This window comes from Solwaraspora sp. WMMD406 (assembly GCF_029626025.1).
In the GTDB taxonomy this organism is placed as follows: Bacteria; Actinomycetota; Actinomycetes; order Mycobacteriales; family Micromonosporaceae; genus Micromonospora_E.
In genome coordinates this window covers 2089042-2114742 of sequence record NZ_JARUBF010000001.1, presented here as the reverse complement: position 1 = coordinate 2114742, position 25701 = coordinate 2089042, and the positions used below count along the sequence as shown (strand labels likewise).

23 protein-coding genes and 1 pseudogene are annotated in these 25701 nt (G+C 70.8%); 5 read left to right on the top strand and 19 right to left on the bottom strand.

All coding sequences use genetic code 11. From position 1 onward, the window contains the following. Positions 1-23 precede the first annotated feature (23 nt). The 10 genes from O7632_RS09710 to O7632_RS09665 form a co-directional block, all read right to left on the bottom strand. On the bottom strand, positions 24-707 hold the full coding sequence (locus O7632_RS09710; protein WP_278113296.1) for a GntR family transcriptional regulator: 684 nt from the start codon (positions 705-707) through the stop codon (positions 24-26). 134 nt (positions 708-841) lie between these two features. Further along, entirely contained in the window at positions 842-2188 is a 1347-nt protein-coding gene (locus tag O7632_RS09705) for an MFS transporter (protein ID WP_278113294.1), read from the bottom strand. Positions 2189-2192: 4 nt separating this feature from the next. Continuing rightward, positions 2193-3383, bottom strand: a complete 1191-nt coding sequence (locus O7632_RS09700; RefSeq protein WP_278113292.1) for a M24 family metallopeptidase — start codon at positions 3381-3383, stop codon at positions 2193-2195. A gap of 52 nt (positions 3384-3435) precedes the next feature. Next, on the bottom strand, positions 3436-5205 hold the full coding sequence (locus O7632_RS09695; RefSeq protein ID WP_278113290.1) for an iron ABC transporter permease: 1770 nt from the start codon (positions 5203-5205) through the stop codon (positions 3436-3438). 5 nt (positions 5206-5210) lie between these two features. Then, on the bottom strand, positions 5211-6326 hold the full coding sequence (locus O7632_RS09690) for an extracellular solute-binding protein (RefSeq protein WP_278113288.1): 1116 nt from the start codon (positions 6324-6326) through the stop codon (positions 5211-5213). Beyond that, entirely contained in the window at positions 6323-7045 is a 723-nt protein-coding gene (locus O7632_RS09685; RefSeq protein ID WP_278113287.1) for a cysteine hydrolase, read from the bottom strand. The genes O7632_RS09690 and O7632_RS09685 overlap by 4 nt, the downstream gene beginning before the upstream one ends. An 80-nt stretch (positions 7046-7125) precedes the next feature. Beyond that, the gene (locus tag O7632_RS09680) at positions 7126-7887 is read right to left on the bottom strand and encodes an isochorismatase family cysteine hydrolase (RefSeq protein ID WP_278113285.1); all 762 of its coding nucleotides are present in this window, start codon (positions 7885-7887) and stop codon (positions 7126-7128) included. A 250-nt stretch (positions 7888-8137) separates the two neighbouring features. After that, positions 8138-9361, bottom strand: a complete 1224-nt coding sequence (locus tag O7632_RS09675; protein WP_278113283.1) for an ABC transporter ATP-binding protein — start codon at positions 9359-9361, stop codon at positions 8138-8140. A gap of 384 nt (positions 9362-9745) precedes the next feature. Beyond that, positions 9746-9952, bottom strand: a complete 207-nt coding sequence (locus O7632_RS09670) for a hypothetical protein (protein ID WP_278113281.1) — start codon at positions 9950-9952, stop codon at positions 9746-9748. Positions 9953-10338: 386 nt separating this feature from the next. Next, entirely contained in the window at positions 10339-10719 is a 381-nt protein-coding gene (locus O7632_RS09665) for a MarR family winged helix-turn-helix transcriptional regulator (protein WP_278113279.1), read from the bottom strand. A gap of 248 nt (positions 10720-10967) precedes the next feature. Between O7632_RS09665 and O7632_RS09660 the strand changes: the two genes are divergently transcribed. Then, a complete protein-coding gene (locus O7632_RS09660; RefSeq protein WP_278113277.1) occupies positions 10968-12209 on the top strand; it encodes a YhjD/YihY/BrkB family envelope integrity protein in 1242 nt (413 codons plus the stop codon). Positions 12210-12231: 22 nt separating this feature from the next. On the opposite strand, the gene O7632_RS09655 is transcribed toward O7632_RS09660, so the two are convergent. Together O7632_RS09655 and O7632_RS09650 are read right to left on the bottom strand one after the other, a co-directional pair. Then, positions 12232-13005, bottom strand: a complete 774-nt coding sequence (locus O7632_RS09655; RefSeq protein WP_278113276.1) for a Clp protease N-terminal domain-containing protein — start codon at positions 13003-13005, stop codon at positions 12232-12234. 53 nt (positions 13006-13058) lie between these two features. Continuing rightward, positions 13059-14276 (bottom strand): MFS transporter, encoded by a 1218-nt coding sequence (locus tag O7632_RS09650; RefSeq protein WP_278113274.1) that lies wholly within the window; start codon positions 14274-14276, stop codon positions 13059-13061. A 146-nt stretch (positions 14277-14422) separates the two neighbouring features. Here O7632_RS09650 and O7632_RS09645 point away from each other — a divergent pair, with 146 nt between their 5' ends. Together O7632_RS09645 and O7632_RS09640 are read left to right on the top strand one after the other, a co-directional pair. After that, positions 14423-15412: a LacI family DNA-binding transcriptional regulator gene (locus O7632_RS09645; protein ID WP_278113272.1), complete on the top strand. Its 990-nt coding sequence runs from the start codon at positions 14423-14425 to the stop codon at positions 15410-15412. A 23-nt stretch (positions 15413-15435) separates the two neighbouring features. Beyond that, positions 15436-16518 carry a glutathione S-transferase C-terminal domain-containing protein gene (locus O7632_RS09640; protein WP_278113270.1) on the top strand — a complete coding sequence of 361 codons (1083 nt, stop codon included), beginning with the start codon at positions 15436-15438 and terminating at the stop codon, positions 16516-16518. Positions 16519-16637: 119 nt separating this feature from the next. Here O7632_RS09640 and O7632_RS09635 read toward each other — a convergent pair whose 3' ends face one another. From O7632_RS09635 to O7632_RS09615, 5 genes and pseudogenes are all read right to left on the bottom strand, one after another. After that, on the bottom strand, positions 16638-18203 hold the full coding sequence (locus O7632_RS09635) for an ATP-dependent DNA ligase (protein ID WP_278113269.1): 1566 nt from the start codon (positions 18201-18203) through the stop codon (positions 16638-16640). Positions 18204-18347: 144 nt separating this feature from the next. Beyond that, positions 18348-18542, bottom strand: a pseudogene (locus O7632_RS09630) (hypothetical protein); the annotation flags it as partial. A gap of 9 nt (positions 18543-18551) precedes the next feature. Beyond that, positions 18552-19958 (bottom strand): dipeptidase, encoded by a 1407-nt coding sequence (locus tag O7632_RS09625; RefSeq protein ID WP_278113267.1) that lies wholly within the window; start codon positions 19956-19958, stop codon positions 18552-18554. A gap of 73 nt (positions 19959-20031) precedes the next feature. Beyond that, entirely contained in the window at positions 20032-21222 is a 1191-nt protein-coding gene (locus O7632_RS09620) for a M48 family metallopeptidase (protein ID WP_278113265.1), read from the bottom strand. A gap of 34 nt (positions 21223-21256) precedes the next feature. Next, positions 21257-22009, bottom strand: coding sequence for a hypothetical protein (locus tag O7632_RS09615; RefSeq protein ID WP_278113263.1), 753 nt, complete (start codon positions 22007-22009; stop codon positions 21257-21259). A gap of 117 nt (positions 22010-22126) precedes the next feature. Here O7632_RS09615 and O7632_RS09610 point away from each other — a divergent pair, with 117 nt between their 5' ends. Together O7632_RS09610 and O7632_RS09605 are read left to right on the top strand one after the other, a co-directional pair. Then, positions 22127-22618, top strand: coding sequence for a Uma2 family endonuclease (locus tag O7632_RS09610; protein ID WP_278113261.1), 492 nt, complete (start codon positions 22127-22129; stop codon positions 22616-22618). A gap of 70 nt (positions 22619-22688) precedes the next feature. Next, positions 22689-22859, top strand: coding sequence for a hypothetical protein (locus O7632_RS09605; RefSeq protein WP_278113259.1), 171 nt, complete (start codon positions 22689-22691; stop codon positions 22857-22859). Between the two features lie 15 nt (positions 22860-22874). Here O7632_RS09605 and O7632_RS09600 read toward each other — a convergent pair whose 3' ends face one another. Together O7632_RS09600 and O7632_RS09595 are read right to left on the bottom strand one after the other, a co-directional pair. After that, on the bottom strand, positions 22875-24464 hold the full coding sequence (locus O7632_RS09600; protein WP_278113258.1) for a cobyric acid synthase: 1590 nt from the start codon (positions 24462-24464) through the stop codon (positions 22875-22877). Further along, positions 24461-25495 (bottom strand): cobalamin biosynthesis protein, encoded by a 1035-nt coding sequence (locus O7632_RS09595; protein ID WP_278119946.1) that lies wholly within the window; start codon positions 25493-25495, stop codon positions 24461-24463. Before O7632_RS09595 ends, O7632_RS09600 begins: the two co-directional genes overlap by 4 nt. Positions 25496-25701: the final 206 nt, after the last annotated feature.

Below are 25701 nucleotides of genomic sequence, written 5' to 3'. Positions count from 1 at the left end.
CCGCAGCCGGTACGGATGCCGCCTCAGTCGATCGGCCGGTGCTCCAGGAACGCTTCCATCTCGTCGAAGGCGACCGACGAGTGGGTCCGGAAGATCGTCTCCGCCGCGTCGAGGTCCCGGTCCCGGCAGGCCTTGAGGAAGCGTCGGTGCTCGTCGAGTCCGTCGAGACGACGCTCCTTGGAGCGGGTGAACGCGACCGAGAGCATGCCGGGTGTGGCGGTCCGCAACGACAACAGCATCTGGGTGAGGCGGGGCGAGCGGGCCGCGTGGTAGAGGAACACGTGGAACGCCCGGTTCAGCTCGACGTACTTGCCGAGGTCCGGATCGCGTTCCATCTCTTCCTGCATCCGTTCGGCTTCGGCCAGCTCGTCGTCGGTGATCCGTTCCGCGCAGAGGCGGGCGGCCAACGCTTCGAGGGTCTCGCGCAGCAGCCGGATGTCGCGCAGTTCGTTGGCGTCGATCGCGGTGACCGTGGCCACCTTCCGGGCGTGGACCTTGATCAGGCCCTCGGCGGCGAGGTCGCGCATCGCCTCGCGTACGGGGGTCGGGCTGACCCCCAGCATCCGCGCGATGTCGATCTGGACGATCCGGGATCCCGGCTTGAGCGTTCCACTGACGATCGCCGAGCGCATCCAGTCCCGGACGCGCTCGTGGACGGTTCCTGAGATCCCGGCGAAGGACGTCACCTCGTGGTCCCCGATCACCACTGTCCTGCCCTCGTTTCTGCCCGCACCGTGTCTCCCCGCACCGTGGCACACCGGGTAGCGCGCCCACTGACGCCTCGATTCTACAGAGTCGAGGCGAGACTGGGAGTTGGCGGACTTCCGCGTACTCCACCATGTCAGGTTCGTTCCTCTCGGCGTCCGCCTTCGCGTCCGCCACCGACCTTGGGCTCGACCTTGTCCTCGTCTTCGGTGTAGGCGTCGGCGAGCGTCCATCGGCGCAGCGCCGTCAACCGCCAGCCCAGGAAGGCCATGACGACCGCACTGGCCAGACCACCCGAGACCATCGCGAACGCCGGGCTGGTGATGCTCGCCGTCGCCCCGGCGCGGGCATCGCCGAGCAGCGGACCTCCGGTGACCACGCCGATGTGCACGGCCGAGAGCCGGCCACGCAGGTGATCCGGAACACTGAGCTGCAGCACCGTCTGGCGGAACACCGCCGACACCACGTCCGCCACACCGGCGACCATGAGCAACGCCAGGGTCAGCGGCAGCCAGTGCGACAGGCCGAACCCCGCGATCGCCAGACCCCAGACGATGATCGAGACGATCACGGCCCGCCCGTGTCGGGTCACCGACCCCACCCAGCCCGAGGTGAGGGCACCGATCAGGGCGCCCGCGCCGGGGGCCGCGTGCAGCAGGCCGACGGTCACGGCGTCGCCACCGAGCTGGTCGAGGGCGATCGCCGGGAAGAGCGCCCGGGGCATGCCGAAGAACATGGCGTTCACGTCGGCCAGGAAGCACCCCATCACCGCCGGCTTGCTCCGCAGGTAGGTCAGTCCTTCGATCACGGACCTGAGCCCCGGTCTGGTGACGGCGTGCGCGGGCGGCAGCGGCCGCATCCGGCTGAGCACCAGGATCGAGAGGCCGAACGTGACGACGTTCAACGCGTACGTCGTCGACAGCCCGAGCGCCGCGATGACGACACCGGCGAGCGCCGGCCCCACGATCGCGCCCACCTGGGTGAGGGTCTGGTTGAGCGCGAAGGCGGACGGCAGGATCTCCCGCCGGACCAGACCGGCGACCGAGGCGCTGCGGGCCGGACCTTCCAACGCGGAAAGCCCGGCCGAGATCGCCACCAGGACGAAAATGCCCCAGATCGGCGGACTGTCCAGCAGCGCGAGCAGCGCCAGGCCGGCGACGACGACGGCGAGCAGACCCTCGGTGATCAGCAACAGCTTGCGCCGGTCGACGGCGTCCGCCACCGACCCGCCGAACAACGAGCAGATCATCAGCGGAATGAGCTGGGCGAGGCTCGCCAGGCCGACCATGAGCGTCGAGTCGGTCAACACGTACACCTGGTAGGGCACGGCGACCCGGGTCATCTGGGTGCCCATGATCGCGATGGCGTGCCCGGTCCAGAGCCGCCGGTAGTCCGGCGACTCGCGCAGCGGAGTGATGTCGATGACCAGGCGCCGCCGGACCGGCCCGCGCTCCGTCCGTCCCTGGTTGTCGGTCGTCGTCACGCCGTCAGCCGCACCGGAAGAACTCGCGCGGCACCGAGTGCAGCGATTCGAGGCCGGACGCGGTGACCCGGAACATCTCGCCGTACTGCACGCCGGCCAGCCCGTCCGCGGTCACCACGTTCGGTTGGACGACCAGGCACATCCCTTCCTGATAGACGAACCCTTCCGGCTCGCCCCGGTAGGTCTGGCGGGTCCGGACGATCGCCGGCAGTTGGGCGCAGCCGTGCACCAGGTCGTCGTAGATCGTGAAGCCCCGCCGCTGGGCGAGCTCCGCCGCGTCGAGGATGTCCGACACCGTCGAGCCGTGCCGGATCACCGAGGAGACCGCGTCGAAGACCTCCAGCGCGACGTTGTGCAGCTGGGCGTAGAGCGGCGTCGGATCGGCGCCGATCGTGTAGCTGCGCAGCACCTGGGCGGAGTAGCCGGCGTAGTTGGTGCTGAGCTCGGCCACCAGGGCGTCGCCGACCCGTAGCCGGCGGTCGGACTGGTGCTGGCACGGGACGCCGCCGCGTGGATCCGACATCTGGGTGGCGACCATGAAGTGAATCCCGTTGATCCCGCCGTCGGCCAGGTAGCTGTCCTCGATGATCCGGGCCACCTCGTGCTCGGTCATGCCGGGCCGGGCCTGCTCGGCGATCGCCATCGCCGACGCGTCGCACATCCGCGCCGACGTCACCAGCCGCTCCAGCTCCTCGGCGCTCTTGATCTGGCGCTGGTCGGCCAGCTGCCCGCCGAACTCGACCCATTCCACCGCCGGGAACGCCGCGGTGAGGCGGGCGTGGTCGCGCCAGGTGACGGTCCCGGCCAGCCCCACCCGGCCCGTCGAGATGCCGCGTTCCCGCAGGCATTCGATCAAGGTGGGTACGGTGTCCACCGAACCGGTCGGTGCGGACCCGCCGAACCGTACGTCCGGGAACCGGGACATCCGCCGGGCCAGCGGCAGATGGTTCGACAGCTGGATCAGCATCGTCGGCTCACCGTGGCGCGGATACAGCACCCAGGCCTCCCGGGTCGACCACCAGTCGCTGACGTACAGCACGTTCGGGTCACGGCCGCCCCGGCCGCAGACGACGACGAGTTGCAGATCGAGCGCGTCCATCCGGGTGTGGATCGCGGCGTCGCGACGCGCGAACTCGGCGTCGGAGAACCGGGGGTAGTCGCGGTCGGTGAGCGGCAGAGCGGCGGTGGTGGTCATGCGTCCTCACTGAAGGGTTGCGGAGGGTGACGGGCCCGGGCCCGAGGGCGGCCTAGAGGCCGCCCTCGAGTCCCATCCGGGCGTTGAGTCGGTTGTAGCCGACGAGACCGACGAGCAGGATGGCGAACGTCACGATGCCGAACGCGGCCACGGTGGAGAACTGTCCGTCGCCGGCCATGTCGAACATGACGACCGCCGCCGTACGGGTCTGCGGACCCGCCAGGTAGAGCGTGGTCTGCAGCTCACGGAAACTCATCACCATCGTGATGAGCGCGCCCGCGAGCAGCGCCGGCGACAGCAGCGGTACGACGATCGTCCAGATCGCCCGCATGAAGCTCGCCCCGGCCACCTGGGCGGCTTCCTCCAACTCGGAGCTGATCTGCAGCATCCGGGCGCTGACCAGACGGGACACCACCGCGATGATCAACGTGATGTACGCGATCACCAGCGCCCAGTGCGTCGAGTAGATCGGCAACGGCATGATCAGGAAGATCCAGAGGAAGCTCACCCCGACGATCACGTTGGGCAGCGCCATCGGCACCGAGGTCAGCAGGTAGAGCAGCCGGCCACCGGCCATCCGCCGGGCCGAATACCAGGCGGCGAGGGTCGACAGCGTGAGGACTCCGATGCTGGCGAGCACGCCGACCAGCAGGCTGTTACCGAAGCCCTGCAGGATGTTCGGTGCCTGCACGGCGGACACGTAGGACTCCAGCGACAGCGACGTGACGGCCTCCCAGCTGAACTGGCGGAAGAACGGGTTGAGCGACATCCACAGGAGCATGAGCAGCGGCAGCAGGATCACCAACGTCAGTACGGCGAAGGCGAGGACCGCCACCGGAATCCGCCACCGGCCCAGGTCCATCCGTACCGACGAGAAGTTCTTGCCGCTGATCACGGCGTAGCGCTCCCCCGCCTGGTTGAACCGGTCGTACCACCAGATCATCAGCACCGCGCCCACCAGCATGAAGACCGCGTAGGTGGAGACGAGACCGACGTTGCTCGGCGGCGTGCTCGTCCGCAGGTAGATCTCCGAGGCGTACGTGAAGATCTTCTCGTTGACGCCCAGGAACCACGGAATCTCGAACGCCTCCCAGGCGCGCATCAGCGCCATGATCGCGACGGCGGCGATGCCGGGTGCCGCCAGCGGCAGCGAGATGTCCCGCACGGCCCGCGCCTTCGACGACCCGGACACCTCGGCGGCCTCCTCGAGCGAGGAGTTCATCGAGGAGAAGACGGTGACCACGAAGAGGTAGACCATCGGGACCATGGTCAGACCGTTGACCAGGATCAGGCCCTGCATCGAATAGACGTTGAACAAGGTGCCCTCGGTGCCGGTGATGTTGCGCCAGGCCACGTTGATCGCCCCGATGTTCGGGCTGGCCAGGAACGTCCAGGCGACCGGGACGAGAATCCCGGGCACCGCCATCTGAACGATGGTGAGCACGCCCACGACGTTGCGCAACGGCACGTTCGTCCGGGCCACGATCCAGGCCAGGAACGTGCCCAACACCAGCGCCACGAGGGTGGAACCGACGGCGAACTGCACCGTCGTCCAGGTGACGCTCAGCAGCCGACCGGAGGCGAACGCGTCGCGGAAGTTCTCCAGGGTGAAGGTGAGGGAAAAGAAGTCGGCGTCGGTGGGCCGGGCGTCCTTGAAGCTGGTGAACAGCAGGATGGCGATCGGCAGCGCCACCTGGGCCAGCAGGATGATCAGGACCAGGCCGTAGACCGCTCCACGGAGGGACAGCACCCTCCGCAGAGCGGACAACCGGGTGAAACGGCCAGCGAGGAATCGCGCCTGGCCTTCCACAAGGGTGGTCATGTCGATCAGCCCGTCACAAAGATCGACTGGTGCTGCTCGACGCGGGTCTCGTAGTCACCGAAGTTGTCGGTGGTCTCGAAGAACAGCTCGGCCTCCAGAATCCCCTCCGCCGACGAGGGAATCGGCGCGTCCGGCTTGATCGGCACCTTCACGACGGCTTCGGCGACCTTGTTCTGCCAGTCGTCGCTCATCAGCCACTCCATGTACAGCCGCGCGGTGGCCGGATGCGGCGCGTTCTTGAGCGCGAAGTACATGTCCGGCTGGGCGATGGTCACCGGCGTGGTGACGATCTCCAGTGGTGCCCCGTCGGCGATCATGTCCCGGATCGTGCGGGTCGCGCTCTGCGGCAGCGCGAGGTCGAACTCACCCGCCGCGAGCTTCTCCAGCCCGTCCGCGCCCGCGTACACGACCGGCTCGTTGGCGGCGATCGCCTCCATCAACTCCAGCCCCGGTTCCTCGCCCATCTCGGCCAGCATCCCGGCGAACCAGTCGAGCTGGTCGATGTTGATGCCGAACCGGCCCTTCCACTTCGGATCGGTCAGATCCTCGTACGTCTTCGGCGCCTCGGCGGCGGTCACCTTGGTGGTGTTGTAGACGATGTGGAAGGTGAAGAAGTCGGCCACCGAGCAGACACAGTCCGGATACTGACGATCCGCCGGTAGACCGGCCTCACCACGCGGGTCGTACTCCAGGCACAGACCTTCGTCCCGACACAACGTGTTGTCCTCCAACGGACCGCCCTGCAGCACGTCCGCGCTGGGTCGACCGGCGGCGTTCTCGGTGATGATCCGTTCGATCAGCTCCAGCGTGCCGCCCGAGGTGTACTCCAGCTCCACCCACGGATACTGCTCGATGAACAGGTTGATCTGGTTCTCGGCGGCCGCCGCCGGGGCGCTGAAGTAGTAGCTGAGCACACCGCCTTCGGCCTTCGACGCCTCCTCCAACTTGGTCAGATACTCGGCGTACTCCTCGTCGGTCATGTCGACGGTCGACGCCACGGCGAGTTCTTCCGGCAGTGCCGCCGCCTCGGCGTCGTCCCCGCCGCCACCGCAGGCGGCCAGCGTCAGCGACACCGCCGCCAGCGGAGCCGCGATCCGCCACCCGATCGTGGTCCGTCTCATGTCAGCGCCTCCGTCGGTGTCGGGGTGACGGTGAGCTTGGCGGCGAGCTGCTCCAGGCTGAGCACCCAGCCCTGGCAGCGGCCGAGCTGCTGAAGCCCCAGCTCCTGCAGGTCCTCACCGAACCAGGTCGCGACGCAGTCGCTGACCGTGATCACCTTGTACGCCTTGCAGCTGGCGTCGTAGGCGGTGGACTGGATGTCCGCGTTGGTGTTCGCCCCGGCGAGGATCAGCGTGTCCACGCCGAGCGCCTTGGTGAGCCACTCCAGGTCGGTCTGGTAGAAGGCGCTCAGGGACTTCTTGGTCTTGATGATGTAGTCGCTGTCGGCGACCGAGACCGCGAAGTCCGGCTGGAACGTGCCGTCCTGCACGTCGACCGACTCGTCGGGCACCGGGCCGTACGGGCTCGGCGACTCGCCGATGGCGGCCCACGCCCGGTTGACCCGCGTGTCGGCGCTGGCCTGCGCCTCCACCGGCCGCAGCGCCGACAGGACGTGGATGACCGCGGTGCCGCTCTCCCGGGCCAGGGTCAGCAGCTTCTCGGTGTTGGCGAGCAGGTCGTCGCGTACGCCGGGCGGAAAGGGCGCGGTCGGCGTGAGCCGGCGGTTGGTCATCTCGACCGTCACGACCGCGGCCGTGGCCGGGACGATCGGTACGGCGTCGTTGATGACCTGGAGGAACTCCGTACGGTCGTAGACGTCGATGGTAGGTCCGGTGAGCATATGAGGTGGTCCCTTCGATCTGTCGGGGAATCGGCTGGGCGTACGGCTGGCGTACGGCTGGCGTACGGCTGAGCGTGCGGTCAGGCGCTGGCCATCGGCGGGACACCGGCGGCGGCCTTGGCGGCGGAGAGCCGTTCGACGGCCTCGTCGGACGACATCGCGAAACCGATCGTGCGGGCGTAGTTCTGCAGCGCGAACTCGTGCAGGTCCTTGCCGTGTGTGGAGCCCACGGCGTCGGTGACGATGATCGGCGTCCACATCCGGTTGTAGGCGTCGAACGAGAAGTTGGAGACGCAGTTGTTGGTGTTGATGCCGACGACGAAGAACGTGTCGACACCGAGGCAGCGGATCAGGTGTTCCACGTCGGTCGACAGGAAGCTGCTGGTCATCTGCCGCTTGGTGTTGATGATGTAGTCGCCCTTCTTGGGCCCCAGGATCGGCATCACGTCCCACTCGAAGTAGCCCTCGGGCGCGTCCGGGTGGTAGCCGGGCTTCGGTGCCAGGCCGTACGGCGTGCCGGGCCGGCCGGTGCTCTGCACGATCGAGGTGCGCGGCTGCATGCCCCGCTCGACGAGGCGCTGGTAGACCATGACGTGGATGACCGGCAACCCGAGTTCGCGGCCGGCGTCCAGGAACGCGGCGGCGTTCGGCAGGATCCGGTCGGCCACGTTCTGCGGGAACGACGACCAGTCCTTGTCGATCTGCCGTACGTGCATGTCGATCTGTACGACGGCGGTCTTGGTGAAGTCGATCTCCAGGGCGTCGTTCATCCTGGCCAAGGTCTCGCTGCGGTCGATGACCTCGACCGCGTGGCTCTTCGGGTGCACCTGGTTGTAGGTCATGCCGGTCTCTCCTCTGTTCGCGTTCGTCTGTTCGCGTTCGTCTGTTCGCTGTTCGAGTTCGTCGACACGCGCGACGCGGGCATGCGGCATCGCCGCGCGACGCGGGCACGGGTGTGGGCGTACGGGATCGTCACCGGAGGCCGCCGGGATTCGGTGGCGCAACGACCCAGCGGGTCGTCGGCTCGGCGGCGTCGTGGTCGGCGGCTAGGCAGCGGTGACTTGGCGGCCGGGCGGGCGTGGTGGTTGGCGGCTAGGCGGCGGTTGCCGGCTCGGCGGCGGGGTCGCGCGACGCGCGGTCGGGGTGCAGCACGACGTGGTGCGGCTCGATGCGTACGTGTACCGGGGCCCCCGGGGCGGCACCGGCGCCGCCGCTCACCCGGGCCGTGACCAGGTGACCGGATTCCAGCTCGACGACGAGTTCGGCGAACGGGCCGAGGAACGACGCCGACCGCACCGAACCAGCGATGGTCGGGATCGCGGTGTCCGTGACCGGGTCGCGCAACTGCAGGTGCTCCGGACGTACGGTGAGGACGACGGCGTCGGACACCCGTACGGTGTCTTGCGGCTGCCGTGCCACGTGGAGCCGCCCGATGTCGGTCTGCACCAGCCAGTGGTCGTTGTCCGATTCGACGACGGTGCCGTTGAGCGTCTCGCTCTCGCCGACGAAGTTCGCCGCGAACACGTCGGCCGGACGCGAGTAGACCCGCGACGGCGTGCCCTGGTCCTTGATATCGCCGCCCTCGAGGACCAAGATCCGGTCCGAGACCGCCATCGCCTCCTCTTGGTCGTGGGTCACGTAGAGGACCGTGATGCCGAGCCGCTGCTGCAGGTCACGGATCTCCTGTCGGACCTCCTTGCGCAGCTTGGCGTCGAGGTTCGACAGCGGCTCGTCGAAGAGGATCAGGTCGGAGCGCGACACGAGCGCACGGGCGACCGCCACGCGCTGCTGTTGTCCGCCGCTGAGCTTGGTCGCCGGGCGCTGTGCCGCGTACGCGAGCCCGAGCATCTCCAGCACCTCGGTGGTCCGGGACAGGATCTCGGCCTTCGGCAGTCGCCGGCGCCGCAGCGGGTAGGCGACGTTGTCGAAGACGGACATGTGTGGCCAGATCGCGTACGACTGGAAGACCATGCCGATCTGGCGTTGCGCGGGAGTCAGGCGGATGCGACGGTCGGACGAGTAGACGACCCGGCCGCCGATGGAGATGGCACCGGAGGTGGGGGTTTCCAGTCCGGCGACCGAACGAAGGATCGTGGTCTTGCCGCAACCACTCGGGCCGAGCAGGGTGACGAACTCACCCTTGGCGATATCGAAGCTGATTCCTCGTACTGCGTGAACGTCACCGTCGGTCGTGCGGTAATGCTTGTGGAGATCGACGATCGACACCATCGGCGCGTGCCCAGAGGCGCTCGGCGTCAACACCTTGTTGACGGGCTCCGTCACCTCGGCGAGAGGCGCGCTATGCGTCACTGTCATGTCACTCCCTTCTCTATAGACTAGAGACAACCGTAGGTAGAGGTTGTTACGGCAGTGTCGCCCGTGATGTTGCGGTGTGGTTAGCGAGCCGTTGCCGCCCGGCTACCTGCCGAGGCCAGAGGCCCTCTGGCCGCCCGTGGTGACGGGCCGCGCACGTGTCCGAGCGGCGGGTAGTCCCGCCTTGCGATGGGACGGTCCCGGTCTGGCCGGCGTTGCCGTGCCGGGTTCACGCTTCGCAGCCACCTACCCGCGTACGCGGGTCTTTCGCAGCCACCTACCCGCGTACGCGGGTCTTCTGGTCGGCTCCACGTGCTGCCACCGGGCCACTCCCGGCGGTGTCGTACTCAGGGCCAGCTTGGTTTCACCGCGAGGCCGCTCGGACGTCTACGGCGTACGGGCGGCCTCGCTCAGGTCGAAGTCGACGGTGACCGGTGTCCAGCCCACCCAGACCGGCTCCGCGCCGGTGAAGCTGCCGCCGGCCGGATGCCAGCGGCCCGGCCCGTGCCCACAGTCGCATCGCAGCTTGATCACCTGACCGGGCAGCACCGACAGCTGGTACGTGGAATTGACGTACTCGACAAGTGACGTCACCGGTGATGGCGTTGAAGGCGATCACCGGGCTGTAGCGGCCGGGCTCGACGCCGTCCACGACGATCGCACCATGCTCGTCGGAGCAGCGCCCGTGCCGGCCGAGTTGTGCGTCACCAAGGTAGACCTCGGTGTACCGGTCGCGCGCCAGTGGTACGAGGCGCACGCAGGCGCGGGCGGGCTCGGCAGTGACGGCGTCCCGGACAGCGGCGGTCACCGTCCCGGTCCTCGCCGAGTGCGGCCGGGCTCGTCGACGCGGTCCCGGCCACGGCTACCGGCGACAACCGGCACGAGCGGCGGCGTACGCCAGTACGATCGGGGCCGTCCGGGGACCGGCCAACCGGCCATGCCGCCGATGTGTCATCGGCAGCCGGGCGCGGTGACCCGCGTCACCGGTCGCCCGTGGTCGTCTGCTCGCTCGGGGCAGCCCGGCCGCCCGGGGCAGTCTGCGGATCGAGTGCCGGGTCGCCGGTGAACAACGCCAACAGGTCGCCGATCCGCCGGTCTGCCTCGGCGGGGTGGCGGAACCGCCCGGCCGGATTGACGGTGTAGTGGTTCCGCCGGCCGACCCGGCTGCGCCGCAGATAGCCGCCGGCTTCGAGGTCCGCGACGATCGCCTGCGCCGCCCGCTCGGTGACGCCGACGCTGTCCGCGACGTCGCGTAGCCGGGCGTCCGGATCCCGCGCGATGGCGAGCAGGACGTGCGCGTGGTTGGTGAGAAACGTCCAGCCTCGGCCCGAGGCTGTCCGCCCGCTCGCCAGCTCCGTCATGTCAGCGCCTCGCTCGACTCGAATCCGTCACCCGGCACCCTACCCTACGTAAGCAGCAAGAAACACGAAACATGGATCGCATATTGCTCGACACTCGTGGGTTCGGGTAGTTGTGGATCACCGCGCTATGGGTCCAGCCCGGCCGCACCGACGACGCCGCCGACCGATCCGCCAGCCGGACGCGAGTGATTGACGCGGGCGGGCAGTGGGCAAGACCTCCAGGAAAGCAGAACTGGAGGTCCCCCCTGATGGCAGCGACGCGTACCGAAGGATCGGAGCCCGCCCGGGACGGCTCGGTCGCCGACCGGCCGGCGGGCGAAGGGTCAACCAACGACGGGTCAACCAACGACCGACCGCAGGCCGACGCGAGGTCGACCACCGACTCGGCGGCCGGCGACTCGACGGCCGGCGACTCGGCGACCGGCGACTCGACGGCCGGCGACTCGGCGACCGGCGACTCGGCGACCGGCGACCGGTCGGTACGTCTACCGGTCGGCCCCGACGAGGGTCCGGACAGTCCGACCGATCTCGCCGCCTCGTCGTGGTGGGCGGCGGTGAAGCGGACCGCCGGCGAGTTCACCAGGGACGCCATCCCCGACCTCGCCGCCGGTCTGACCTACTACGGTGTGCTGTCCATCTTCCCCGGCCTACTGGTGCTGGTCGCCGCGCTCGGGCTGCTCGGTGACGACACCACCGACGACGTCCAAGGGGTAATCCAGGAACTCGCGCCCGGAGAGATCGGGGGATTCCTCGACCGCGCGATCACCCAGGTCAGGGAGAACAGCGACACGGCCGGCCTGGTGGCGTTGTTCGGTCTGCTCGTCGCCTTCTGGTCGGCCTCGGGCTACATCGGCGCCTTCATGCGCGCGTCGAACGCGATCTACGACGTGCCGGAAGGACGGCCGATCTGGAAGACCCTGCCCATCCGGCTCGGGGTGACCGCCGTCATCGGGCTGATGTTGCTGGCCAGCGCGTTGATCGTGGTGTTCACCGGCGACCTGGCGCGGCAGGCCGGCGACCTGCTCGGGATCGGCCCCGCCACGGTCGCCGCCTGGAACATCGCCAAATGGCCGGTGCTGGTGGCCCTGGTCAGCCTGATGTTCTCGACCCTGTACTGGGCGTCGCCGAACGCCCGACACGGCGGGTTCCGGTGGATCACCCCCGGTGGAATCCTGGCGGTCGTGCTCTGGTTGGCGGTCTCCGCCGGTTTCGCGTTCTACGTGGCCAACTTCAGCTCCTACAACGAGACGTACGGCGCGATCGCCGGTGTGATCGTCTTTCTGATCTGGTTGTGGTTGACGAACATCGCCATCCTGCTCGGCGGCGAACTGGACGCCGAGTTGGAGCGGGGGCGGGCGATCGCCGCCGGTCATCCCGACGACCGGGAGCCGTACCTGCGGTTGCGGGACGACCGCACGATCCCGGAGTCGAGACGACCGGCGGCACCCGAGCGGCTCGTCGGTGCGGAGACCGATCGCGTCGGCTCCTGACGCGCGCCTGCTCGCGCCTCGCTCAGCCGTCGGCGGTGGCGGTGGCGGTGTCCGTACGTCCGGCGAGGATCCGCTGCTCGGCGGCGGCCTTGGTGACGCCGAGGTCCGCCAACAAGCCGGTGCCCGCCTCGAACTCCAGCAGCGCGAGCAGGATGTGTTCCGTGTCGACCTGGCTGTCGTCGAGGCGCAGCGCCTCACGGAAGGTCAACTCCAGGACCTTACGGACGTGCGCGTCGAAGGGAATCAGCTGCGGTACGTCGTCGACGGCCGGCGGCAACGCCACGGCGGCCACCTGACGGGCCGTCTCGACGCCCGGGCCGAGCTCGGCGATCACCCGCGCGGCCAGGGTGTCGGGTACGGAGAGCAGCGCCAGCACCAGATGCCCGGTGGTGATCTCGTCGTTGCCCGCCGACCGTGCCTCGTTCTGAGCGGCGACCACGGTCTCGCGGGCCTCGAAGGTGAACCGACCGAAGCCCTGGCTGGGGTCGAGATCGTTGGTCTCGTTTGGCGTCTTGGGCACGAAGCGCTTCTGGGCGGCCTGTTTGCTGACGCCCATGCTGCGGCCGATGTCGGTCCACGAGGCACCGGAGCGACGGGCCTGGTCGACGAAGTGTCCGATCAGGTGGTCGGCGATCTCACCGAGGTGGTCGGCGATGACGACCGCGTTGGTGAGCTGCGTCAGCCGGTCCGGGTGGGCCCGGGTGATGCCGTCGATCAGGTCGTCGAGCCGGATCGACGTGCCGGTTCGTCCGGCCGCGCCGGACGGCCCGGTGGTGGTGTGCGCGGAATCAGTCATGCGTCAACCATAGGTTGACGATAGACCAATCGTCAACCACGAGTTGACGCCACTCATCGCTGGACCGGTGGGCGGGTCGCCGGCACCAGCAGCAGCGCCGGCAGCAGCAACACCGGGACGATCAGCAACGCCCGCAACGTACCGACCCCGTCACCCAGGAAGCCGACCAGCGGCGGACCGGCCAGAAACGCGGTGTAGCCGATCACCGCCACCACACTCACCCGGGCGGCGGCCCGGTGCGGATCGTCGGCGGCCGCACTCATCCCGACCGGGAAGCCCAGCGACGCACCCAGACCCCACAGGGCGACACCGGCCAGCGCCAGCGGCACCCACGCCGCGAACACGGCCACCGCCGCACCCACCGCCGCCACCAGGATCGACACCGACAACACCGGCACCCGGCCCCACCGGTCCAGCGCCACCGTGCCGGCGGTACGGCCCGCTGTCATCGCGGTCACGAACACCCCGAACGCCAGCGCGCCAGCGGCCGCGCCCACCCCGTGGCCGTCGACGAACGCCACGGCCAGCCAGTCGTTCGCCGTACCCTCGGTGAACGCCATCACCATCACCAGCGCACCGATCAGCAGAATCCGAGGTTCCCGCCAGGCGGCCAGCAGACCACCGCCCGCCCGGGTCCCGCCGGCTTCGTCGGCCGCCCGCGCCGGCACCGGCAGGAAAGACCGGACCGCGATCGCCGTACCAGTCACGACGACCAGCGCGGCAGCGGCCAGGTGGATCCCGATCGGCAGCCCGATCCGCGCCGCACCGGCCCCGAGCGCGGCACCGGTCACCGTGCCGAGACTCCATGCCGCGTGAAAGCGAGGCATGACCGTACGGCGCAGCAGCCGCTCGACCGAGGCCGCCTCGACGTTCATCGCCACCTCGCAGGTGCCCGAGCCGTAGCCGACGGCGAACAGACCGACGGCGACCACCGGCACCACCGCCCATGCCCCGGCCGCCACCCCGATCAGCAGCAGACCGACGGCGACCAGCCCGGCCGCGACCGCGACGGCGCGGGCCGCCCCGAACCGGTGGGTGGTCAGGCCGGCGGTGGGCAGTGCCAGCAGCGACCCGGCGGACATAGCGAGCAGCAGCACCCCGAGCTGACCGGGAGTGAGGTCGAGCCCGTCACGGGCGGCCGGCACCCGGGCGAACCAGGACGCCAGCGCCACACCGTTGAGGCCGAACACCACCGCCACCGCGTTGCGCGCCGCGCGGACGGTGCCGGCGGCGGGTTCCGGCACCGATCGATCCAGATCAGCCGTACGCACTGGTCGTCACCTTTCCTCGCCGGATCGCTTACCTGCCGGATCGCTGTCCCGCTCGTCGCCCTCCTCGTACGGGCGCCAGGAGATCGCACCGCTGAGAGCGGTTCCAGCGCAAGCCCGTACCCAGCTCAGCGAGGCATCATGGATCGATGAGCAAGCGGGCACCCCGTACGGTGACTCTCCAGGACGTCGCGAGGGCCGCCGGGGTGTCCCGAGCGACCGCCTCCCGGGTGATCGCCGGATCCGGCCCGGCCTCCCCCGCCACCCGCGAGCGGGTCCACGCCGCCGCCGCCCGGCTGGGCTACACGCCAGACCCCGTCGCCAAGGCGTTGGTCACCGGAAAGGGCTACCGGATCGCCGTCGCGGTCGCCGGGCAAGAGCCGACCGTCTTCGACGACCCGTACGTCCAGCGGTTCGTCAGTGCGGCGGCCGCCGCTTGCGCGCCGCACGGCGTCGGCGTCTCGCCCTACTACCTGCCGATCGATTCGGCGGCGACCCTGCAACGGCTGGCCGACGACCGCAGCGTGCACGGTGTGGTGCTGGTCAACACGACCGGCCCCATGCTGGCGGACATCCCGGCGGCGCTGCGGGGTCGGGTCGCCGCGATCGGAGTGGGCTCGGCGACGGTGCCCGTCTTCGACGTCGACAGCGCCGGAGGCAGCGAAGCGGTGCTGCGGCACCTGTACGGGGTCGGCCGGCGGCGGATCGCCATGATCACCGGTCCGGAATGGTTGCTCTGCTCGGCCCGCCCGGTGACCGCCTACCGCACGATGATGCGTACCGTCGGCCTGCCGGCCCGTCTCGTGGCCGGCGACTACTCCGCCGCCGGTGGCCGCCGGGCCGCCGTCAAGCTGCTCCAGCGCTGGCCGGACACCGACGCGATCTTCGCGATCAGCGACGCGACCGCGCTGGGTGCCCTGCAGGTGCTGCGCCAGCGCGGCATCACGGTGCCCGGCGACATCGCCGTCGCCGGATTCGACGACGTCCCGTTCGCCGCGCTCAGCACCCCGTCGTTGACCACCGCCAGTCACCCGGTCGACCAGATCGCCGCCGCCGCGGCCACCGCCGTGCTGGCGCAGACACTGCGCCACGCTTCCACCGTCTACCCCTCCGAGCTGATCGTCCGGGAGAGCGCCTGACCGGGTGACGGCCGCTCAGTCGGATGGTCGAGCCGGCCGACAGCGGATGCGGACGACAGCGAACTGGGTACCGTACCGACATGGCGAAGACGGCAGACGGCACCTATGTCAATCCTGGCGGGGAGTTCACCCGCGACCAGCGGTACATCGCGACCCGGATCACCGCCGACGGGCGTGACGGCTACCCGGTGGAACCGGACCGGTACCGGTTGGTGGTCAGCCGGGCCTGCCCGTGGGCGAACCGGACCATCATCGTCCGCCGGCTGCTCGGCTTGGAGCAGGCGCTGTCTATGGGGGTCGCCGGTCCCACACACGACAAACGGAGCTGGACCTTCGACCTGGACCCGGACGGCCGGGACCCGGTGCTCGGCATCGAACGGCTGCAGGAGGCCTTCTTCGCCCGGTTCCCCGACTACGAGCGGGGGATCACCGTACCGGCGATCGTCGACGTGCCCACCGGGCAGGTGGTGACCAACGACTACGCCCGGATCACCCTGGACATGTCGACCGAGTGGACCGCCTACCACCGGCCCGGGGCGCCGCAGCTGTATCCCGAGCCGCTGCGCGCCGAGATCGACGAGGTCAACGCGGTCGTGTTCGCCGACGTCAACAACGGGGTCTACCGGTGCGGCTTCGCCGGCAGCCAGGAGGCGTACGCCAAGGCGTACCAGCGGCTGTTCGACCGGATCGACTGGCTCTCGACCCGGCTGGAGACCCAGCGTTACCTGGTCGGCGACACGATCACCGAGGCCGACGTGCGGCTGTTCACGACGTTGGTCCGCTTCGACCCCGTCTATCACGGACATTTCAAGTGCAACCGGGAGAAGCTGGCCGAGATGCCGGTGCTGTGGGCGTACGCCCGGGATCTGTTTCAGACGCCCGGCTTCGGCGACACGATCGACTTCGATCACATCAAGCGGCACTACTACGAGGTGCACCGGGACATCAACCCGACCCGGGTGGTGCCACTCGGGCCGGACCTGGCGAACTGGCTCAGCCCGCACGGCCGGGAGCGACTCGGCGGACGCCCGTTCGGTGACGGCACACCGCCGCCACCGCCGCCGGCCAGTGAGATCGTGGCCGCCGGCCACAATCCGCTGGTCTGACAGTCTGTGCGCGAACGGTGGGAGTCCGAAGCGGACCTGCTGCGGTTCCGCGACGCCGGGCCGGGCCGGCCGCCAGCGCCGCCGGACCAGCCGGCACCGCCCGACCGGGCGCCGGACAACTACCAGGTACGCCGGCCGGCGTGGATGGCCCGTACCGTCTCGATGGTGTCCGCCTCGGCGGCCGTCTTGTCGTCGCGGTAGCGCAGCACCCGGGCGAACCGCAGCGCCAGCCCGCCCGGATAGCGCGGGCTGGTCTGCACCCCGTCGAACGCGATCTCCACGACCTGCTCCGGGCGGACCCGGACCACCCATTCGGAATGCTCGACGGCGAGCCGCTGGAACCGGTCGGTCTGCCAGCGCAGCGTCTCGTCGGTCAGCCCTTTGAAGGTCTTGCCCAGCATGACGAACCCGTCGCCGGCCGGATCCCGGGCGCCCAGGTGCAGGTTGGAAAGCCAGCCCTTGCGCCGGCCGCTGCCCCACTCCACCGCCAGCACCACCAGGTCGAGGACGTGCCGAGGCTTGACCTTGACCCAGGCGGCACCCCGCCGACCCGCGTCGTACGGCGCGCGCGGCGACTTGATCACCACTCCTTCGTGTCCGGCGTCGAGGGCGGCGGCGAACGCGGCGGCGGCCTGCTCGGCTGCCGCGCCGATGACCGGCCCGTCGCTGTCGCCGCCCCCGTCGCTGTCGCTGTCGGTGTCGGTGTCGGTAACTGTCGTCCGGGTGACCCGCAGCGTGGGCGGGACGATCGACGCCAGGGCCGGCCACCGCGTGTCACCGGGTTCGTCGAGCAGGTCGACGCCGTCGAGGTGCAGCAGGTCGAAGAAGTACGGCGCGAGTCGCACGCCGACACGGGCCGTCTCCTGAAACGGTCGGGGCCGGCCGGTCTCGTCGAGCGCCAACGCCTCGCCGTCGAGCACCACGTCCCGTACGGGTAGCGCCCGGACCGCGGCGACCACCGCCGGCACCCGGGCGGTGATCTCGTCCAGGCTGCGGCTGAACACGGCGACGTCGTCGCCGCTGCGGTGCACCTGGATCCGGATCCCGTCGAGTTTGACGTCCACCACGGCCGGGACGCCGGTCGCCGTCACCGCGTCGTCGACCGACGCGGCGCTGCTCGCCAGCATCGGGGCCAGCGGGCGGCCGACCGACAGGGTGAAGGCGGTGAGTGCCGCGACGCCGCCGGTGAGCGCGGCGGACGCGACCACGGTCAGGTCGCCAGTGAGCAGCAGCGTGCGGCGGACCAGCGGGAGCGGCACCTCGGCGGCTCGGGCGACCGCGTCGGCGAGCAGCCCGGCCTGTGCGCCCTGGCGCAGTTCGCCGGTGAACAGTCCGACGAGCAGCCGCTGCTCGTCGACGGTGGCAGCGGCGAACAACGCCCCGAGCAGGTGCCGGCGGCGGTCTTTCGCGCCGACGCCGGCGACAGCGGCGATCGCCGACACGGCGGCGTCGACGGCACCGACGGACAGCCTCGGCACCTGCGCCGGGGGCGGCAGGTCCCGCAAACCGGCGTAGCCGACACCGGTCTGACGTTGGGGCAGCTCACCGGCGAGGTACGCCGCGCCGGTGGCGATCTCGTCGGCGGGCAACGCCCGCAGCGCGGCGGCAAGCAACTCGACTTTGGCCCGCCGGCCAGGTGTCGTCGTCACCGCGGCCGAGGTGGCCGCCAGGTCGATGAACCGCACCAGCTCATCCTGGCAGCCACCTGCGACAAGATCCGCCGATCCCGCGCCGTGCGCCGGCCGCTGTCCGCCGGCCGTCGGTCAGGCGGTGACCAGCAGCCCCGGATCGGTGTCGGATCGGCGGCGGATCGGATCGGTCGCCCCGGCGGGCTCCTCGATCCGCAGGCCACGGGCCCGGACCTCGTCGGCGACCCGGGCCAACGCCGAATCGACAGCGCAGAGGGCCACCGAGAGCTCACCGAGCTGTGCCCGCAGCGACTCCTCGGGCAGGGCGGAGACGCTGACGTCCCGCAGAGCACTGACGGCGGCGTCGAGCCGCGCGATCACCTCGTTCGTACGCATGTTCGAACCCTAGCGTACGGCATCCTCCGCGCGCAGCCGAATCGCCGATTCGGCGACCTTCGCCAGCAACAGCGCCTCCGCCAGGCAGGCCCGCTCGAACTCGGCCAGGTGCAGGCTCTCGTTCGGCCCGTGCGCACCGGCGTACGGATCCTCGACGCCGGTCACCAGGATCGCCGCGCCCGGGAACATCTCCTGGAAGGTGGCGATGAACGGAATCGACCCGCCCACCCCGATATCGACCGGGGCCGTACCGTCCCAGGCGGCTTGGAACGCTGCCCGCGCCGCGTCGAACACCGGGCCGGCCGCGTCGATCAGACACGGCTGACCGTCGCTTTCCAGCGTCACCTCGACCTGCGCCCCCCAGGACACCTGCTGCCGCAGGTGGGTGGTCAACGCCGCGTACGCCTTGGCCGGGTCGTCGCCGGGGGCCAGCCGCAGGCTCAGCTTGGCCCGGGCGGCCGGCACCAGCGCGTTCGGCGCGCCGTCGGTGGGCGGGGCGTCGATGCCGAGCACCGCCAGCGCCGGTTTGGTCCAGAGCCGGTCGGTGAGCGCCCCGGTGCCGGTGAACCGGACGCCGTCGACCAGGCCGGCCTCGTCGCGCAGCCGCTGCGGCGGCAGGTCGACCGCCGCGCCGGACCGGCCGACCAGATCCGGCACCGCGACGTCACCGGCGTCGTCGTGCAACGTGGCCAGCAGCCGGCACAGGACGGTCAGCGCGTCCGGCACCGGGCCGCCGAACATGCCGCTGTGCACCGCCTTGTCGAGGGTGCGCACCTCGACGAAGCAGTTGACCAGTCCGCGCAGCGAGGTGGTCAACGCCGGCACGCCGATGTCCCAGTTGGCCGAGTCGGCGATCACGATCACGTCGGCGGCGAGGGTGTCCCGGTGCTCGTCGAGCAGTTGCGACAACGATTCGCTGCCGTACTCCTCCTCGCCCTCGACGAACAAGACCACGCCGACCGGTAGCGCGTCGCCGAACGCGCGCAGGGCGGCGATGTGCGCCATCACGCCGGCCTTGTCGTCGGCGGCGCCGCGCCCGTACAGCCGCCCGTCGCGCTCGACCGGCTCGAACGGGTCGCCGTCCCACCGGGCCAGGTCACCGACGGGTTGTACGTCGTGGTGGGCGTAGAGCAGCACGGTCGGGGCTCCCGGCGGCGCGGGCCGCCGGCCGATCACCGCCGGCTGGCCGTCGCCGGCCCGGACCACCTGGACGTCGAGCCCGCAGCCCCGGGCCAGTTCGGCGACCGCCTCGGCGGACCGCTGCACCTCGCTGTGGTCGAACCCGTCGAACGCGATACCGGGAATCCGGATCAACCGCTCCAGATCGGCCCGGACGCCGGGCAGTTCCCGGCTGATGGCGGCCCGCAACTGCGGCTCGGTCAGGATCGAAGTCGTCGTGGCAGGATCGTTCGTCATGGCGCGATCGTAGGTGCGCGATCGTCGGTGGACGACCGCACCGCGCACCGGACACCACCGGGCCGGTGGCGGGTCAGGCCGGTGGTGGTGGGGGCGACGGGCGGCGGGGGTCGCTGGCGGTCGCCCCCGGCCAGTTGTCCTCGGTACGGCTGGCGCTGGCCGCGCCCATCCAGGAACGCGCCCGTCCCGCCGCTCCGCTGGCCCACTCCCCCAGGTCGGCCGCGCCGCCGCCGAGACGGCGCAGCAACCCGGCGAGCGGATCCTGGGTACGGCTGAACTGCTCCCGGTACGCCTGGGCAGCTGCTTTGATCTCCTCCGACACAGAGGCGTTGGCATCGTCGGCGCGGCGCGGATAGTCGCCGGCCAGTACCCGGCCGTACCCGCCCGAGTCGATCCAGTCGCGCAGTGCCGCCGCCCGGGCCACCGGCACCGGGTGGGTGCTCCACGCCGTCATCCGCAGCTTGTGCAGGCTGTCGCGCAGGTCGCCGCCGCCGTCGTACTCGGCGGCCTGCTCCAGGAAGGCTGCGGTGTCGATCTGGGTCAGGTCGCCGCCACCGGCGAGCTTCATCAGCAGCCGCAGCGAAGCAGCCGGGTCCTGGGCGGCCAGCAGGCCGGCCCGGTCGGCGGACAGCTCCGCCTTGCGCCACCATTCGAGCATCGCCGCGATGATCGCCCGCAGCGCGATCGCGCCGACCGGCAGCCAGGCCAGGTTCGTCGCCCAGCGGGTCAGAATGGTGAGAATCGTCTGGTAGACGGCGTGGCCGCTGCGGACGTGGCCGAGTTCGTGGCCGAGCAGGGTGCGCAGTTCCTCGTCGTCGAGCTGCTGCACGCAGGCGCTGTCGAGCACGATGAACGGGCGGTCCAGCCCGATCGCCCTGGCGCCGAGCACCGGCGACTGGGTGACGAACAGTTCCGGCAGTTCCGGCACGTCGAGGCTGGCCGCCGCCTCGGCGAACAGCCGGTACACCCGGGGGTACTGCCGGTGGTCCACCCGGATCGACGACGCCAGGTAAGACAGGCGGAACGCCCGCTCGTTCCACATGCCGAAGAACGTCTTGACGACGTCGTCGAAGCCGCGCAGTTCCCGCAGCGCGGTCAACGCGCCCCGGTCGGCCGGGTGCTCCCAGGCGCGGGAACTGATCCCGGTCAGTACGATCCGGCGCTTGGCCGGCGTCGCCGCGCCGGCGTCGCTCGCGGTCGTCTCGCCGTTGCCGGCGGCCGCTCCACCACTGTCTGCGGCTGCTCCACCGTTGTCTGCGGTCATCTCGGCACGCTCCCCGGGGTCGGCTGACCTGGCCCTACCCCGCCGATGGTGCCCCACCGGCACCGTCGGCGTCCACGTCACCGCCGACGCCACGCCACCGGCAGCGCACCGAGCCGTCCGGCGTTTCCGCTGCTCCGTCCACCAGCAGGTGCACGGTTGCGGCCGTACCGTCGGCGGTGAAGAACCGGTCCTCGGCCTGCCGCCACCGGTCTAGCACGGGTTGTAGCGCCGCGCCGTCGCGGGCCAGCGAGCGGGCCAGCCGTACCGGTGCCGGCGCGGTGACGAAAACCGACAGGGTCGCCGTCGGGCGGATCGCGGCCCGCGCCGCGCTGACTCCTTCGAGCACGAGTACGGCCGGCGGCGCGAGGGTTGTCCAGGTGTCGGCGAACCGGCCGGCGGTCCAGTCGTAGCGTCGGTAGCGGGCCGGCCGGCCGGCGCGCAACGGGTCCAGCACCTGGTCGCGCAGCCGGGGCCAGAAGGTGAACTGGTCGGTCCAGCCGTCGAGCAGATCGTCCGTACGCACGACAGCGACTCCAGTGGTCGTCGTCGGCCCGGCTGGCTCGGTCGCCGGCCCGGCTGGCCTTGCCGGGTCGGGCTCCGGGCGTACCGGTGCGGTCGGGGTGACCGCCGCGCAGGCGGCCGCGAGCCGATCGGCGAAGGTCGACTTGCCGGCACCACTCGGACCGTCGACGGCGACGAGCCGGACCGGGCCGAGGCGGGCCGGTCCGGCGTACACCCGCCGGGCCAGGCCGTCGAAGGTCTCGACCACGTCCGGACGCTCGTCCACACCGAAGTCCCTTCTCGTACCGTTCCAGCGGCCTCGACCGATACAGTAGGCGGCATGAGCGCAGAAGCCGTCGGACGGCATATGCCCTCGGTGATCACGCTCGACGACCTCACCGCGATGATGGCCGAGGACGAGCACCATCAGTACGAGATCAGCCCCGAGGGAGTGCTGTCGGTCATGCCACCGGCCGGGTACCTGCACGCGATCATCGCGACTCGGCTCACCGGCTGGTTGCTCGCCGCCGGCATTCCGGCCGACCGCATCGCCCAGACCGTCGGGCTGCGCATCCCCGGAAAAGCGGGCGGCGTCGGTGGCCGCATTCCTGACCTGGTTGTCTGGAGCAAGGCACAGAACGACGGCGTATGGCTACCCGTCACCGACGTCCTTCTGGTCGTCGAAATCATCTCGCCCGGTTCCGAGGCCACAGACACCGCCGCGAAACCGATCGAGTACGCCGATGCCGGCATCCCCCAGTACTGGACGATCGGCCAGGACCCGACGCAGACCGTCACCATGTACCGCCTCGACGGCGACCGATACCGGCCGGCCGCGAGCATGCCGCTCGCTTGGGTGCTCAACACCAGTCCGGTCGAGCACGACCTCGACTGACCGCTGGGCCGCTGACCCGTCAGGGTTCCGTTGTGGCACGGGAGGATTCCAGGACCCGTTCATCGCGGTCTTGAGCGAACTGGTCGGTGACGCACAAGCCCACCACTTCGGAGCCGTGCTGCTCAGCGGCGTACACGGGGCCATCAGCATGGAAGCGAGCGGTCAACTCACCCGAGACAAGTGGAAGACCGATGCCGACGAGATCCTCGACACCCTGGTCGGACTGATTCCCGCGAACTGACGAGCTCCCGGTGAGTCAGTACGGCTCTGGCGCTCCGGGTGGGAGGAATGGCAGGCCGGCGGGCGGCCCGGAGGTGATCAGCCGCCACAGCGCGTCGGTGTCCAGGTGTTCCTCGACCAGGTCGCCGAGCAGGTCGAGTCCGCGCAGACGCAGGTCGCTGAAGTTGGTGTCCGGTGCGAGGGTGAACCCGTGTCGGCCGGCCTGGTGGGCCGCCTCGGTCAGGTAGCGGCGGCGGAACTCGTCGGACTCGAACGCGCCGTGCCAGTGGGTGCCGCTGACCGATCCGACGCGGGCACCTTCGCCGCGCCCGGCAGCGTCGGTGAACAGCGGCCGGGTCCCCGGGTCACGGTGGGAGACGTACCCGTGATGGATCTCGTAGCCGCGCACCGGGACCGGCCCGTCGGCGGTGTCAGCGGCGGTGTCGGTGTCGTCGGCAGGGCCGTAGGTGGTGCCGCGCGCGTGGGCCAGGGTCTTGCGCCGGGCGAAGCGGATCTCGATCGGCAGCAGGCCGAGGCCGGGTACGCTGCCGCGTCGGCTTTCCACGTCGTCGTGGATCACCCGGGCGAGCATCTGATAGCCGCCGCAGATGCCGAGCAGTGGGCGGCCGGCGGCGGCATGAGCGGTGACCACGTCGGCGAGACCGGTCGCCCGCAACCAGTCCAGATCGTCTACTGTCGACTTGGATCCGGGGAGTACGACCAGGTCGGCGGCGGCCACCTCGGCCGGGTCGGCGGTCAGCCGGACCCGTACGCCGGGTTCTGCGGCGAGCGCTTCCAGGTCGGTGGCGTTGGAGACGCGGGGCAGCCGGATCGCCGCGACCCGCAGCGTGTCCCGGCCGTACGGTGGCGTGGGTCGGCCGAGGGTCGTGCCGTACGCCAGGGAGTCCTCGCCGTCGAGCCAGACGCGCGGCTCCCAGGGCAGTACGCCGTACGTGGGCCGGCCGGTGACCTGCCGCAGCATGTCCAGCCCGGGTTCCAGCAGACCCGGGTCGCCTCGGAACTTGTTGATCACGAAGCCGCTGACGAGCGCCTGGTCGTCGGCGCTGAGCAGTGCGACGGTGCCGAACATGGCGGCGAAGACGCCACCCCGGTCGATGTCGCCGACGACGATCGCCGGTAGGCCGGCCCGGCGGGCGAGTCCGAGGTTGACGAAGTCGCCCTGGCGCAGGTTGATCTCGGTGGGGCTGCCGGCGCCTTCGCAGATCACCACGTCGTATTCGGCGCGCAGCTCGGCGAGGATGGCGTGAGCGGTGGCGGCGAGGCGGGACCGCACCGGTCGGTAGTTGGTCGCGGTGACGGTGTCGACGGCTTCGCCGAGCAGGACGACCTGGCTGGACCGGTCGCTGCCGGGTTTGAGCAGCACCGGGTTGAACCGGACCTCGGGGGTCAGCCCGCAGGCGGCGGCCTGCATCGCCTGGGCGCGGCCGATCTCACCGGCCCGGCCGTCCGGTCCGAGTACGACGGCCGAGTTGTTGGACATGTTCTGCGCTTTGAACGGGGCGACTCTGACCCCTTTGCGGGCCAACCAGCGGCAGATGCCGGCGGTGAGCACGCTCTTGCCGGCGTCGGAGGTGGTGCCGGCGACGAGCAGTCCGCCGCCGGTCATCGGCTGGACGGGCCGGGCGGTCTGGGCGGGCCGGGCGGTCTGGCCGTCGACCGGGCCAGGGCGCGGTTGATCACTGTGCCGGCCAGGGCGCGTCTGGTCACCGTGCGGGCCAGGGCACGGACCGCGAGCCCGGCGAATGGCAGGACCAGCGGCAGTACGGCGGCGGTGTGCCCGACCAGGCCGGACAGCCGGGCGGCCCGTTTGATGTGGCGGGGTGACGGGCGGGGACCGTCGCCGAGGAAGGGGCGGACGTCGGTGCGGCCGGCGTAGACGTTGCGGCCGCCGAGCCGTACGCCGAGCGCACCGGCGAACGCCGCCTCGCACTGCCCGGCGTTGGGGCTGGGATGGTCGGCGCGGTCGCGCCGCCAGACGTGCCAGGCCCGCGACCGGTCGCCTTTGACGGCCGGTGCCCAGGTGACCGCCGCCAGCCCGGTCAGCCGGGACGGCACCAGGTTGAGTGCGTCGTCGAGCCGGGCCGACGCGGTGCCGAACTGTTCGTAGCGGGGTGACCGGTGGCCGACCATCGCGTCGAGGGTGTTGGCGGCCCGGTAGCCGACCAGGCCGGGCAGTCCGGCGACCGCGCCCCAGAACAGTGGGGCGACGACGGCGTCGGAGGTGTTCTCGGCGACGGATTCGACGGTGGCGCGGGCGAGTTCCGGGGCGTCGAGCGCCGACGGGTCCCGGCCGCAGAGGTGGCTGAGCCGCCGCCGAGCGGCCGGTACGTCGCCCCGGCGCAGTGCCTTGGACATCACGCCCGCTTCGGTGCGAAGGGTCCGGCCGCCCAGGACCGCCCAGGTAGCACCGGCGACGAGCACGGCCCGGGCCACCGGGCGGTGTCGGGTCAGCGCGGACGCGGCCGCCGCCGCCAGCACCGGCGTGCCGACCGCCACCGCCGTGTACGCCGCTCCCGCTCGCCGCGACGGCCGGTACATCCGGCGTTCCAGGGTGCCGGCGAACCGGCCGTAGCCGGCGACCGGGTGCAGCCGGCGCGGGTCGCCGAGCAGGGCGTCGAGGGCGTACCCGGCGAGCATCCCGCCGGCGGTGGCGGCGGTAGCGGCCAGGGCCGGGTATCTGCCGGATCGGGTAGCCACGTCGGCAGCTTACGTCGCCGTGGTCGGTCGATAGGCCACCGCCTGAGCCGTACGGGTCGGTAACCTGCCGAGTCAGCTGGTGCCGGCGGGTGGTGCGGTGGGCGGCACCGCGCTGTGCCGCCCACCGCACCCGAGCGGGGAGGTCG

Excerpts from the sequence above, each read along its gene's own strand:
- O7632_RS09700 (WP_278113292.1), bottom strand. The coding sequence starts at position 3,383 with ATGACCACCACCGCCGCTCTGCCGCTCACCGACCGCGACTACCCCCGG.
- O7632_RS09695 (WP_278113290.1), bottom strand. The coding sequence starts at position 5,205 with ATGACCACCCTTGTGGAAGGCCAGGCGCGATTCCTCGCTGGCCGTTTC.
- O7632_RS09690 (WP_278113288.1), bottom strand. The coding sequence starts at position 6,326 with ATGAGACGGACCACGATCGGGTGGCGGATCGCGGCTCCGCTGGCGGCG.
- O7632_RS09685 (WP_278113287.1), bottom strand. The coding sequence starts at position 7,045 with ATGCTCACCGGACCTACCATCGACGTCTACGACCGTACGGAGTTCCTC.
- O7632_RS09680 (WP_278113285.1), bottom strand. The coding sequence starts at position 7,887 with ATGACCTACAACCAGGTGCACCCGAAGAGCCACGCGGTCGAGGTCATC.
- O7632_RS09675 (WP_278113283.1), bottom strand. The coding sequence starts at position 9,361 with ATGACAGTGACGCATAGCGCGCCTCTCGCCGAGGTGACGGAGCCCGTC.
- O7632_RS09665 (WP_278113279.1), bottom strand. The coding sequence starts at position 10,719 with ATGACGGAGCTGGCGAGCGGGCGGACAGCCTCGGGCCGAGGCTGGACG.
- O7632_RS09660 (WP_278113277.1), top strand. The coding sequence starts at position 10,968 with ATGGCAGCGACGCGTACCGAAGGATCGGAGCCCGCCCGGGACGGCTCG.
- O7632_RS09655 (WP_278113276.1), bottom strand. The coding sequence starts at position 13,005 with ATGACTGATTCCGCGCACACCACCACCGGGCCGTCCGGCGCGGCCGGA.
- O7632_RS09645 (WP_278113272.1), top strand. The coding sequence starts at position 14,423 with ATGAGCAAGCGGGCACCCCGTACGGTGACTCTCCAGGACGTCGCGAGG.
- O7632_RS09640 (WP_278113270.1), top strand. The coding sequence starts at position 15,436 with ATGGTCGAGCCGGCCGACAGCGGATGCGGACGACAGCGAACTGGGTAC.
- O7632_RS09625 (WP_278113267.1), bottom strand. The coding sequence starts at position 19,958 with ATGACGAACGATCCTGCCACGACGACTTCGATCCTGACCGAGCCGCAG.
- O7632_RS09620 (WP_278113265.1), bottom strand. The coding sequence starts at position 21,222 with ATGACCGCAGACAACGGTGGAGCAGCCGCAGACAGTGGTGGAGCGGCC.
- O7632_RS09610 (WP_278113261.1), top strand. The coding sequence starts at position 22,127 with ATGATGGCCGAGGACGAGCACCATCAGTACGAGATCAGCCCCGAGGGA.
- O7632_RS09600 (WP_278113258.1), bottom strand. The coding sequence starts at position 24,464 with ATGACCGGCGGCGGACTGCTCGTCGCCGGCACCACCTCCGACGCCGGC.
- O7632_RS09595 (WP_278119946.1), bottom strand. The coding sequence starts at position 25,495 with ATGCTCGCCGGGTACGCCCTCGACGCCCTGCTCGGCGACCCGCGCCGG.